Source organism: Paenarthrobacter sp. OM7, from assembly GCF_029873575.1.
In the GTDB taxonomy this organism is placed as follows: Bacteria; Actinomycetota; Actinomycetes; order Actinomycetales; family Micrococcaceae; genus Arthrobacter.
Genome location: NZ_CP123579.1, coordinates 170,941 through 182,852, shown reverse-complemented (window position 1 = coordinate 182,852; position 11,912 = coordinate 170,941). Strand labels below are relative to the sequence as shown.

General features: G+C 66.2%; 11 protein-coding genes. 2 read left to right on the top strand and 9 right to left on the bottom strand.

The annotated features are described in order from the left end of the window. Window positions 1-122: 122 nt before the first annotated feature. Complete coding sequence (locus tag QEH68_RS00910) at window positions 123-1,205, top strand: FUSC family protein (protein ID WP_280625723.1); 1,083 nt, start codon at window positions 123-125, stop codon at window positions 1,203-1,205. Window positions 1,206-1,208: 3 nt separating this feature from the next. On the opposite strand, the gene QEH68_RS00905 is transcribed toward QEH68_RS00910, so the two are convergent. Together QEH68_RS00905 and rfaE2 are read right to left on the bottom strand one after the other, a co-directional pair. Beyond that, window positions 1,209-2,243, bottom strand: a complete 1,035-nt coding sequence (locus QEH68_RS00905; RefSeq protein ID WP_280625721.1) for an NAD-dependent epimerase/dehydratase family protein — start codon at window positions 2,241-2,243, stop codon at window positions 1,209-1,211. An 11-nt stretch (window positions 2,244-2,254) separates the two neighbouring features. After that, window positions 2,255-3,823: a D-glycero-beta-D-manno-heptose 1-phosphate adenylyltransferase gene (gene rfaE2 / locus QEH68_RS00900; protein WP_280625720.1), complete on the bottom strand. Its 1,569-nt coding sequence runs from the start codon at window positions 3,821-3,823 to the stop codon at window positions 2,255-2,257. 110 nt (window positions 3,824-3,933) lie between these two features. Here rfaE2 and QEH68_RS00895 point away from each other — a divergent pair, with 110 nt between their 5' ends. Next, window positions 3,934-5,100, top strand: coding sequence for a glycosyltransferase family 9 protein (locus QEH68_RS00895; protein WP_280625718.1), 1,167 nt, complete (start codon window positions 3,934-3,936; stop codon window positions 5,098-5,100). Here QEH68_RS00895 and QEH68_RS00890 read toward each other — a convergent pair. The 7 genes from QEH68_RS00890 to QEH68_RS00860 all read right to left on the bottom strand — a co-directional run bounded on the left by QEH68_RS00890 (window position 5,066) and on the right by QEH68_RS00860 (window position 11,879). Then, window positions 5,066-5,761 carry an SDR family oxidoreductase gene (locus QEH68_RS00890; RefSeq protein WP_207595718.1) on the bottom strand — a complete coding sequence of 232 codons (696 nt, stop codon included), beginning with the start codon at window positions 5,759-5,761 and terminating at the stop codon, window positions 5,066-5,068. The two genes, QEH68_RS00895 and QEH68_RS00890, sit on opposite strands and share 35 nt — an antisense overlap. A gap of 66 nt (window positions 5,762-5,827) precedes the next feature. Further along, window positions 5,828-7,231 carry a PfkB family carbohydrate kinase gene (locus QEH68_RS00885; protein WP_280625715.1) on the bottom strand — a complete coding sequence of 468 codons (1,404 nt, stop codon included), beginning with the start codon at window positions 7,229-7,231 and terminating at the stop codon, window positions 5,828-5,830. Beyond that, window positions 7,228-7,911 carry an SIS domain-containing protein gene (locus tag QEH68_RS00880; RefSeq protein ID WP_207595716.1) on the bottom strand — a complete coding sequence of 228 codons (684 nt, stop codon included), beginning with the start codon at window positions 7,909-7,911 and terminating at the stop codon, window positions 7,228-7,230. Before QEH68_RS00880 ends, QEH68_RS00885 begins: the two co-directional genes overlap by 4 nt. Beyond that, window positions 7,911-9,179: a glycosyltransferase gene (locus QEH68_RS00875; protein WP_207595715.1), complete on the bottom strand. Its 1,269-nt coding sequence runs from the start codon at window positions 9,177-9,179 to the stop codon at window positions 7,911-7,913. Before QEH68_RS00875 ends, QEH68_RS00880 begins: the two co-directional genes overlap by 1 nt. Further along, the gene (locus tag QEH68_RS00870; RefSeq protein WP_280625712.1) at window positions 9,176-10,243 is read right to left on the bottom strand and encodes a glycosyltransferase; all 1,068 of its coding nucleotides are present in this window, start codon (window positions 10,241-10,243) and stop codon (window positions 9,176-9,178) included. The genes QEH68_RS00875 and QEH68_RS00870 overlap by 4 nt, the downstream gene beginning before the upstream one ends. After that, window positions 10,240-11,328 (bottom strand): glycosyltransferase family 9 protein, encoded by a 1,089-nt coding sequence (locus QEH68_RS00865; RefSeq protein WP_280625710.1) that lies wholly within the window; start codon window positions 11,326-11,328, stop codon window positions 10,240-10,242. The genes QEH68_RS00870 and QEH68_RS00865 overlap by 4 nt, the downstream gene beginning before the upstream one ends. Then, on the bottom strand, window positions 11,325-11,879 hold the full coding sequence (locus QEH68_RS00860) for an HAD-IIIA family hydrolase (protein WP_280625708.1): 555 nt from the start codon (window positions 11,877-11,879) through the stop codon (window positions 11,325-11,327). Before QEH68_RS00860 ends, QEH68_RS00865 begins: the two co-directional genes overlap by 4 nt. Window positions 11,880-11,912 lie beyond the last annotated feature (33 nt).

Sequence of the window (11,912 nt, the reverse complement as noted above, 5' to 3'; positions counted from 1 at the left end):
TATCAATGGGTGTGTACCCGTTTGCGGGGGTTCTAATCACCCAATCGAACGAATTGATGTCCCTGCTCACGTTCTGCGCTTTCGGCTCGACAGCCGGGACCATACCTGCGAATGTTGGGGTGATGAGCCAACTGCCCGCGAGGCGACGGCTGATTCCCGCGCTTCGAAAAACTGTCACCCGCCACCGACTCCTGTTCGCTGCCAAAACGGCCGCTGCAGCAGGCCTCGCCTGGTACCTCGCGCCCTTCATGCCCGGCTCCGCCGCTGCGTACCCGTACTACGCGCCCCTGGGCGCCCTGGTCAGCATGCACCCCACTGTTGCCGACTCCGCCAAACATGGGCTCCAAAGCCTGGCCGGGCTGGTGTTGGGCATCGGCATGGCCTTCGCCATCACCACCGTGGCCGCACCGACCGCCTTGGCCGTTGCCCTGGTGGTTGGACTTGGCGTTCTCATTGGCGGTCTCCCACGGCTGGGGACAGCGTCCGAATGGATCCCCATGGCGGCGTTGTTCGTGCTGGTGCTGGGTGATTCCAACGCTGAAGGATTCTCGTTTGCCTACGTTCTTCAAATGGGGTTGGGGGTTGCTGTCGGCTTCGCCGTGAACTGGCTCGTGTTTCCACCCCTGCACCTTGACGACATTGATCCCGCGATCGCCGGACACCAGGGAGCTTTGTCCCGTCAACTGAAGGACATGGCCGCAGCCATGCAGGAGTCCTGGCCACCCGACCACGAGGCCTGGGCCAGCCGCAGTGACGACCTTTCGCTCACCGCCGCAGCCGTGCGGACTGCCGTTCACCAGGCAGAGCTGAGCGCCAAAGCAAACCCCAGGTCCCGCCGTCGGGCAACCCGGATCCCCGGCGACCTCGCCGGATTAAGGACCCTTGAGCGGCTCACGTTCCACGTCCAGGACATTACCGATGTCCTGGCAAGCGCCATCTGGGAAGAAGGTGCAGGGACGGTCATCCCCGACTCAGTAGTGGGAAACCTGGCTGAATCCTTGGAAGCGGTAGCCGCAGTGATCGATCGCTGGCGGGATGCAGAGTCCGGGGAACTCGCCAACCGCCTGGCCGCAGCGAAGGACAGCATCTCTGCCCTCAGCGATGCTGTAGCCGGCGCTGCCGCCGATCATGCACCGGTGAACGCACCGGCGTCCGTCGCCATGAGCCTCCGCCGGATCCTCACGGTAGTGCTGACGGCCGAGTAAGGGCTAGCGCGGATGCAGTGGCGGCGAGGCTTTGCGGCCCTTTCCTGCACCGATCCCGTCGAGCATTTCCGCCAGTGATTCCAGCGAGGAATGCTTCGGCGACCAGCCCAGGAGACCATGTGCCCGGGAAGTGTCCATGATGGGCGCATTGGCTGCCATATCCACCCACCCGCCGTCCGTCGCCTGCAAACGGAGACGCCAACTGACCTCGACGGCGGCGCGAAGCACCGGAAGCGGGAACGGCAGCAACCGCCGGGCCTTGAAAATCCACGCCAAGGCGTTGGGGTCGATCACGGGTTCTGCGGCGATGTTGAAGGCACCTTCGGCCTTGCGCTCCAGCGCGCGCCAATAGGCGTCGGCGACGTCGGCGGCGTGTACAGCCTGAAACACCAGTTCCTTGGGAAGAGCCAGCAGCGGCAACCAGGGCTTGCGGGGAACCAGCCGCGGTAGCACCCGGCCCAGGAAGTACCGGCCTACTTCGCTGCCTGCCCCGTCGCTGAACGTCAACGCAGGACGAAGACGGGCCACCACGATCTCCGGGTTCTCCTTCGCGAAGCTGTCCAGGATCCTCTCCTGCGCGGCTTTGTCCGCACTGTAGTGGGACGTGCGGATACCCGCCGCCGGCCAACCCTCCTTGGTCCGCTGGTCCTTGGGTGCTGGTGAATAGCCACCCACGGACGAAGCACACACAACGTGCCCAACCCCGGCTTTCCGGGCTGCGGCCAACACGTGGGCCGTTCCCGCCACGTTGGTCCGGCGAAGCAGTTCGCGGTTGTGGTTCGGCTGGATCAACCAGGCAAGGTGCACCACGGCGTCGGCTCCGGCCAGGGCAGCTTCCAGCGCAGGCTGGTCCTTGCGATCGCCGATGTCCACAGTGTGCCACTCGACCCCTTGGTAGGGAGGCGCATCCTGGTCGGGCTGCCGACGGACAATGCCCACAAGGTCAAGGTCTGCTCCTTCTTCCGAGCGCGCAGCCTGGAGCCGCTTCAGGACTTCGGTGCCAACGTGCCCGGTGGCACCGGTGATCACAATACGCATGGCATCGTTCCTTAGGTTTGCGGACCGTCGCCCGTAGCGCGGATGCGCTCCAGCACGGCTGTTGTGGAGTGCTCGGCCACGTAGTCCAGGATGGTCACGGTGCCGCCATAGCGCTCCACGGCCACGGTTTCCTGGAGCATCTCCGGCGTGTAGTCGCCGCCTTTGGCGTAAATGTCGGGCTGCAGGAGGTCTATGAGCGGTATGGGAGTGGGGGTATCAAAAACGATGACATGGTCCACGCAACTCAGGGCAGCGATGACTGCCGCACGGTCAGCTTCATGGTTGACCGGCCGGTCCGGGCCCTTGAGCTTCCGCACCGAAGAATCGCTGTTCAGTGCGACCACCAGTACATCACCCAACTGCTTGGCCTGGTTGAGGTATCGGGTGTGGCCGCGGTGAAGGACATCGAAGCACCCGTTGGTGAGCACAATCCGCTTACCCTCCCTGCGGTGCTCCTCCACCTGCCGCGCCAACTCGGCGTCCGTCAGTGCTGTATCCGCAAAGCCCCGGAGGTGCTTGGCGAGTTCGTCGGTGGTGCAGACGGAGGTGCCTGGCCGGTGGACGACAACATCTGCTGCAGCCTGGGCCAGATCCACGCTGGTGGTCAGCGGCAATCCGGCAGCACGGGCAATGGTCAACGCGGCCACGAAGGTATCCCCGGCGCCCGAGGCCTGTTTTTCCGCCTGGGGTCGCGCCCACGTTCGGTGGGTGGCCGGCTCCTGGGAGGTGCCGCCGGGGCGAACCGTCAGCGTGCCCTCCCGGTCCAACGTCACGACGACGGCGCCCGCACCTGAGGCGCGAAGGAGCTGGTCTGCGTGGGCTTCCACGAAGGGGCACCTGGCAGCGCCTCCGGGCAACTCGGTCCCAAGCAATCTGGCCGCTTCCTGGGCGTTTGGGGTTGCGAGGTCAGGTTTGAGGTCGGCCCACTGTCCGGGATAGTGGGCGTCCACTACCACCAGGATGTCCTGCCGAACCACTGCTGGGGTGGATTGCCCGCCCTCACTCCCCGGCCCCAAATTTTCAAGAATGGCCTCGCGCACAGCTCCTTCCAAAGCACCCGCCCCGTAGTCGCAGAGGACCACGGCCGACGAGCCGGGAAGTGCTTCGGGAATGGCATCGGCCATGTGGCGGAGGCCTTCGGCCGGAAGGTCGGTTGCCGAGTCGTCCAGCCGCAGCATGACCTGCCCGCCACTGCTCACCCGGAATTTGGTGGTGGTGGTCATCGCGGGGTGCGAGACCACATGCGAAACGTCCACCCCTGCCGAGCGGAGCTGGTCAAGGAGCGTGCGGCCCGCCGGGTCCTCTCCGATCAGCGAAATGAAACGAACCTCCGCCCCCATCGCAGCGAGGTTCATCGCCGTGTTGGCGGCTCCTCCCGGGGCGAAGTCGCGGCGCTGGACCTGGACAACGGGAGCCGGAGCTTCGCGGCAGAACCGCTCAATGGTCCCATCCCACCAGCCGTCCAGTATGGAATCGCCGATGACCGTCACAACAGGACGTTCCTCGGCCAAGCGGCCCGGCAACCAGTCAGCCAGGCCTTCTTGATTGGCCAGGCCTTCTTGATTGGATAGGCGTGCCATGGGGTACCTTCCGGTTGGGCGACAGTTTCCTGTTCCCCTCAGGTACCCCGCGGCAGGCGCTTCACACGCCCGGCCCGGGAGTTTCCGCCACCCTGAAGAAGGAATTGCTCATGAATCTTCCTCCCAAGCCCGGCGTCGGACCCGTGCTGGAAATGTTCAGCGACGTGAAGCGGATTGCGGTCCTCAGGGGTGGCGGCTTGGGCGACCTGATCTACACCTTCCCTGCCCTCCACGCCCTCAAGGAGGCCTACCCTGCTGCCACCATCACCGTCCTGGGCACACCGATCCACGCGGCAGTGGTTGCCGCGACGGAAGGTCCGGTAGACGACGTCGAAATGCTGCCAGTGACGCGGGGCGTCCACGACGGTCCGCGCAACGGCGAGCGCTTCGAGGATGATGCTGGGGACATCGCGGCGCAAGAGGCCTTTTTCGAGGCCATGCGTGCCAGGAAATTCGACATCGCGTTGCAGATGCACGGCGGAGGGCGCTTCTCCAACCCTTTCCTGCTCCGCCTGGGCGCCCGGCATACCGTGGGCACGCGCACCCGGGACGCGGAACGGCTGGAGCGGAACCTTGATTACGTCTACTACCAGAATGAACCGGACCGCTGGTTGGAGGTCGCAGGCCTGGCCGGCGCTCCGTCGATCGTCGCCCCTCCCCTGCTCCCGACGCTGGAACATCAACGGAACATTGCGGGTTTCAAGGACCATCAGCGGACATCGTTGGTGGTGCTCCATCCGGGTGCCACCGATCCGCGGAGGCGGTGGCCGGCATCGTATTTTGCTGAAGCGGCGGCAACCTTAGTGCGGGAAGGTGCGCAAGTGTTGATTGTGGGCGACCGTTCGGAGAAGGCGCTGACGCAGGAAGTGTCCGAGCTCGCGGGCAGGCAACTGGCGGAGAACCAGCGGCAGGCCGTGCGCTCCGTGGCCGGCGAACTGGAGATCGGAGACTTGGCGGCACTCCTGGGTGAAGCCACGGTGATGCTCGCCAGTGACAGCGGTCCCCGGCACCTTGCCCAGGCAGTGGGGACCCCGACGGTAGGGATCTATTGGGTGGGGAACGCGTTCAATGCGGGCCCTCGAGGGCGGGCCTTGCACCGCGTCCATATGTCGTGGGCTACGCAGTGCCCGCGCTGCGGAGCGGACGTGACCCAGGTGGGATGGACGGCACCGCACTGCGGCCACGACGACACCCTCATCGAGGGCATCGCCGTGGCCGACGTTGTTCAGGACGTGCTGGACCTTACGGCCACGAGCCTTCTTCTGCGGGGCAGATAAGCAGCTCGCGGACTTCGCTGCCGAACGGCTGCGAGAGCGCGAACACCACTGCCTGCGCCACATTGGCGGGATCGTTCAGTTTGGAATCGTCCTGCGGCTTGTACTGCTCATCCCGATCATCGAAGAAGTGGGTCTTCATACCGCCCGGGATGATGGTGGTGACGCCGATGACTCCCCCGGTTTCGGCAGCCAATGCGCGGCTGAAGCCGATCACACCGAACTTCGAGGCGCAGTAGGCAGTCGCATCCGGCAGTGCCCTCAAACCCAGCGTGGACGCAATGGTGATGGCCCGTCCGCGGGATTCCTTGAGGTACGGCAAGGCCGCCCGGACTACGGACACCGTGCCCAGGAGGTTCACGCCAATGACCTTTTCCCATTCGGCGGCAGGGACATCGCCCAGCTTGCCGCAGCGGTCGATGCCTGCCGCGGTCACCACGCCATCGAGCCCGCCCAGGGTGTCGGCGGCCTCCTTGACGGCGGCTTCCACTGCTTCCCGGTTGGAGACGTCCACTTCCAGGGCTTTGGCCCCGGAGACGTTGCTGACATCGCGGTCGAAGACGAAGGGCGTGCCACCGGCGTCGCGGATGGCTTCCACGATCGCAGCGCCAAGGCCGGAGCCGCCTCCAGTGACGATGACGCGACCAGGTGTTTGCGTGTTCATGCGGTTCCTCTCGGTTGATCGGTTGCTTGGTGCTTGGGTGCTTGTTCTCAGCTGACGGTGTTGTTGTCAGCTGACCTTGGCCAGGGCTGCAGCCAGGCCGCTGGTGGAGCGTGCCGGATGGAAGGGCACAGTGACGCAGCGCCCTCCCCAACCCGCCACCAAGCGGGCTTCCGGCAATTCTTCGGGGGTGTAGTCGCCACCCTTGACCCAAATATCGGGCCGCAGTTCGGTGAGGCAGGCTTCGGGAGTGTCCTCGCCGAAAACCACCACGGCGTTGACGCATTCGAGTGCCAGCAGCAACTCCGCGCGGTCCTCCACGCTGACGATTGGCCGATGTGGACCCTTGAGCCGCCTGACCGATTCATCGGAATTCAGGCAAACGATAAGGCAGTCGCCCATGCCACGCGCGGCGGCCAGCGTCCGGGCGTGACCGGCGTGGAGGAGATCGAAGCATCCGCCCGTGGCCACCACAGTGCCTCCTCCGGCCCGCACCGCCCGAGCCAGCTGGACACCATCCGGGTCAAGGTCGTCGGCTCCCACGAGTTCCAGACCTTTAAGCTCGACGACGGGGCCGGCGTCGGACGCTTCGGTCACCACCGCCAACGCCGCCGCTCCACCCCCGGCCAGGAAGGCGGACGCATCCTCCACTGCCCGGGCGGCGGCCTGTGCGAGGTCCATCCCTGACCCCAAGTGCACGGCAAGGCTACCGGCCAGTCGGTCGCCGGCTCCACAGGGGTCGCTGACGTTGGTTCTGGGGGCGGGGATACCCTGCGCGGCTCCGGCTGACATCAAGAGCGCCCCGTCCGCACCCCTGGTCACCAAAACGGCGCTGCTTCCCCATCTTTCGAGCAGGTACCGGCCTGCTTCCCCGGCACCCGTGGACGGTTCCAGCCCGGCCGCTTTCGCCGCCGCGATGGCCTCGGCAAGGTTCGGCGTCACGACGGCGACGCCTTGCACGGGCTCGGAACCGGCAGGATGCGGATCCCACACCACGGGGACGCGGCGCACAGCATCGGCGAGCGCGGCACGGATCTCGGTGTTGGCGGTCATTCCCCGGCCGTAGTCGGCCACCACAATGGCTTCCGCCGAGGCGATGGCTGCGAGCATCTCCCCCGTGCTGGCGGGAACAGGGGCGGGGGCGCACCCTTCGTCGAACCGGACCATCGGGTGTGTCCCGATCCGTACCCGTGTCTTGGTGGGCGTGGGGGCGAGCGGGACTCCGGTGAGCACAGACACCCCGGACAGGGCGCGCTTGAGGTGGCTGGCGCCGTCGTCGTCCGATAGTGCGGTGACCAGCGAAACGCTGTGGCCGTCCTGGGCCAACACGGTGGCCACGAGCCCGGCGCCTCCTGCACGACGCCGGATGTCTCCGACGTCCACCACCGGTACCGGCGCGTCGGGGCTGAGCCGGGTGGCTGCCCCGTTGATGTCAACGTCCAGAAGGACGTCGCCTACGACTGTGATCCTCATGGTTGCCCCGCCCCGAAGGAGCTTGAACCTGCGCGCTGGGCGACCTCGGCATCGAAGGCCCGGCACACTGCATGGATTGCGATGAGGTGGCCTTCCTGGGCGTTGGCGGCGATGGCGTCCACGGTGATGGCTTGATCGCAGGCATCGGAAAGGGGGTTGGGGCCCGGACCGGTGAGAGCCCACGTTGCGATGCCGCGTTCCCTTGCCGCACGGGCGGCTTTGAGCAGATTGGGGCTGCGTCCGCTGGTGGAGAGAAGGAGAAGCACATCGCCCGCCCGTCCATGTGCCCTGACTTGCCGGGCGAAGACTTCCTCGTAGCCGTAGTCGTTGGACAATGCGGTGACGGCGGAGGACTCTGCGTGCAGGGAGATGGCGGAGAAGGGCGCGCGTTCTTCGTCGAACCTGCCCACCAGTTCAGCTGTCAGGTGTTGCGCCTCAGCAGCTGAGCCGCCGTTGCCTGCCGCCAGCAGTCGTTGTCCGGAGAGCAGCCTGGTGGCGAGTTCGGTTCCCCATGCGGACAGGCGCCCGGACTGCGAGCGCAGCGACTCCAGCGCTGGCAGGACGTTGTCCAGGTGTGTGGTGACTTCGGCGGTGTGGGTAGGGTCGGTGACGTTGGGTACCCAGCGCGCCTGGACAGTGGTCGAGGTGCTGGACCCGGTGGTCGCAAGGCCTTTGATCATCACAGCGCCGTTCCTTCCAATGGTTCCAGGACTTGCTCGGATTGCCGGGACAGCCCGGCCGCCAGGACGGATCGGTAGGCTTTCTCGGTGTCGGCGGCAACGCGTTCCCAGGAGTAGCGGGAGCGTGCCCGGCGAGCGCCCGCCCGGCCCATGTCGGCGCGCAGCTCCGGGTCGGCCAGCAGCTTGCCGAGTGCCTCGGCGAGGGCTTCCGGATCACGCGGCGGGACATGCAGCCCGGTCTTTTGGTCGACGACGGTCTCCCGGAGTCCGCCCACTGCAGCCGCAACCACTGGCACTCCGCAGGCCATGGCCTCCAACGGCACAATGCCGAACGGCTCGTACCAAGGCGCACAGACCACGGCGTCGGCGCTGCGGAAAATGCCGGGCATCGCATCGCGTGGAACCTGCCCACGCATGGTCACTTTGTCCTCCACCCCGAGTTCCTTCGCCAACGCATGGAGCCGTTGGGCTTCCGGGTCTTCCTCAAGTGTCAGGGCGTCGCCGGAGCCACCAACGATCAACAGCTCCACGTCCTTGAAGCCTGCCTCAGCGAGGATCGGGAGGGCCTGGATCACCGTGTCCACGCCCTTCCGTTGCACGAGGCGCCCTACGCTCAGGATGCGATGCGTCCGTGACTTGGGTTCGGCGTCGGAGGTTCCCGGGAACAGCGTGAGGTCCACGCCGCAGGGGGCAATGGAGACCTTGGACCGGCTGATGCCCAGGGCTTTGAGCTCGAAGACCTCGTCGGGGCACGTGGCGATGATCCAGTCAGCCGTGCGGCCAACCCAGGGTTCCAGCCACTCCCTGGCCGGCGGGCTGGTGTCTGCGGACCCTTGATGGCGGCGCTTCACCGAACCCAGGGCGTGGAAGGTCTGCACTACAGGCACGGGGTCTGGTGCTCCGGCGCGCCGGGAGGCCTGAATGGCTGCAAGGCCGGACATCCAGAAGTGCGCATGGACCACGTCCGGCAACTGGCCGGCCCAGTCCGCGCAGATCCCGTCCGCCAGCGCACCCATATACGGCAGCAACCCGTCCTTGGGAATGCGGCGGGCAGGGCCGGCGTCGACGTGGACCACGGTGAGTCCCGGACCAACCTGCACCTTTGCGGGCAGGTCCGGATCGTCGCGCCGCGTGTACACCGTGACCTGGTGGCCGCGATCAGCAAGGCTTGACGAAAGCGCGGCCACATGGACGTTCTGCCCGCCGGCATCAACGCCTCCCAATGCAGCCAGTGGGCTGGCGTGTTCGGAGACCATGGAGATTTTCATGGGTGCGTCCTCTCAGTATCATGGCTGGCTTCTGTGTCATGGCTGGCGAAAGCCGTGCCGGGTTGCGGACGGCTTCCTCCGTGGGTGTGCTGGGGCAGGTCGGCCAGGAGTTCGTCCCAAGCCCGAAGAAACCTACCGAGTCCGTAGCGCTGCAAGGCGGCCTCACGGGCGATGATCCCCATGGCGTACGCGTCGTCGGGGTCGTCCAGCAGCCGCCGGGCGAACTTTTGGAGGTCGTCGACGTCGTTGGAGACGAGGCCTGCGCCATGCGGTACGGCGCGGCCCGCCTCGGTGGTGTCCAGTGCCAGCACCGGCATGCCAAGATGCATGGCTTCCAGCAGGGCCAACCCCAACGACGTCCACCGCAACGGATGCAGGTACAGGCGGCAGCGTGCCAGTTCCTGATGGAGTTTGGGCGCCTGCACGTCACCGGCAATGTGGAGCCGTTTTTCGCTAAGACCAAATCCCTTGAGATTCAGTGCTTCCGGCAACGCCTCCGTCCCCATGCCGAACACCCGCAGCGGACCCACGCCGGCGAATCCGGGCAGGAGGTCGGTTCCCGTGACACGGCCACGCCTGACGGGTTCGTTGATCACCACGCCCATCTCTACCTGTTCGCCCGTGTACAGGTGCCCGGGGTCGGGGATGCCGTGCTCGATCACCGTGGTGGCCGCCGAGCCCGTGTCCCAGAAGAGCTGGTTGAAATGGGTCACATGGACCACCGGGATGCTGCCCTGGTCCGCCAAGGGATGAAGCGTGAACGGGACGTCGCCCTTGGGGGTGTTGTGTTCGAGGTAGACGGCTGGGAGGTCGTGGCCCGGGCGCCGGCCCAGCGTGCGGGCCACCGCAGTGATCTCCTCGGGCCGTTGGAGGACGACGGCATCGACGCTGTCCGGATCGAGCGTCTCCAGGTCAACTTCCCGGGCGGCAGCGGGCAACTCACGGCCCCCACGCCCCAAACCCCACGCGCCGCCGTCGGACGATGTTGGCAGCAGGTACTCATGCCGGCCACGGACGAATGCCTCCATCCATCCGCCGTGCACATGCCACACCAGGATCCTCATGGTTTCCACACCTTCCGACGAGTGGACAGTGACGACACGCCTCCCAGGAGCCTTTCAACAGCTTCGACAACCTGTTCCGGGGATACCGAGCTCAGGCAGGGATGCCCGGGAACAGGACAAATGCGTGCGCGGCTGTTCCTGCAACCCGCTTCCTGGTCGCCGAGCAGCTCCAGCGGAACGCCGTAAGGTGCCCAGCGGATCGCAGGGACAACGGGTGCGAACAGGCAGACCACCGGCGTACCCACCGCTGCAGCCAGATGGGCGGGACCTGTATTTCCGGTCACCACGACGGCGGCACCGGCAAGTACCGCTGCCAGCGTCCGCAGGTTGGTTCCGCCGCCGAGGTTCCTGGCCGAAGGTCCTGCCACCGTTGCGGTGAGGGACGTTTCCCCGGGACCTCCCGTGACCACCACACGATGCCCGTATGCTTCGAGCAGTTCCACGGTGGCGGCGTGGTGGAGGGCCGGCCACGCCCTGGCGGGTGCTGCGGCTCCCGGGTGGACCACGATGTACGGGCCACCTTCAGCCAGTTCGTCCGCCACTCCGCCCGGGTCCGCCCCCGGAGTGATGCGCAGTTTCCCGTCGTCGCCGTCGGGAAGAACGTAGCCACCGGCCTCAGCGATGGTGAGGGCACGGACCGCTTCCGGCTGGTCCTCGGGGAAGTCTTCGCCGGGTTTGAGCCGGACGTCCAGCAGGGAGCCTGCATAGTCCGTGGACGCACCCGTGATCTTCTTGACGCCTGCCAAGCGCAGGAGCAGTGCGAGCGGGAGGGGGGATTGGTGGAAGGACGTGAGGATCAAGGCTTCCTCGATGCGGGAATTGCGGACAAAGTCGATCAGCCGGCGGGCCGTCGCTTCGGTTGCAGGGGGTGCGGGGTTCACGATCCAGGGGCAGGCCCAGGTGTAAACCTCGGTGACTCCGGGCAGCATCTCCGCCGCGCTTGACCCTTCGGGACCGCAAAGCAGGACCACGTCGTTTGGGCGGCTGCCATCCGGCCTGTTTCCGTTGGCCACAGCACGCAGGGCGGGTCCTGAAAGGAGGACGTCGCCCATGCTGTCCAGGCGGGCTACCAGGATCCGGCTCATACAGGGGTGTCCTGTTCTTCCGGTACCCCGGAGAGAAGGATCTCCACCGCGTGGCCAAGATCCACGGCCACATTGGCCGCAGCCTCAATCTCCTCGTGCAGGGTGATCTCCGTGGGCACCAACACACTGCGGGCACCAGCTGCCGCGGCTGCGTCCATGTCAGTACCGATGTCGCCAACATAGGCAGCCTCGGACGGTTCGATGCCCAGGGCATGGCAGGCAGCCAAGATCATGCCCGGCGCAGGTTTACGGCATTCGCAGCTGTCCTCGGGCCCGTGCGGACATACTTGCCACACGTCGAACGGGCCCAACAACTGTTCCACCCGCTGGTTGACGGCATCCACCTGGTCCATCGACAGCAGCCCACGGGCAACGCCCGACTGGTTGCTGAGGACCCCTGTGGCAAGCCCTGCCCTGCGCACTTCTTCCAGCGCCGCAAGGGCGCCGTCCATGGGCCGCACCAGCTGCGGGTCGCCGTTGTAAGGCACGTCAACCACCAGCGTTCCATCGCGGTCAAACAGGACCGCCTTCAACGTTCCGGTTCCTCCCATACCCGCAACGTTCCCCGGTTCTCCGGACGCTAA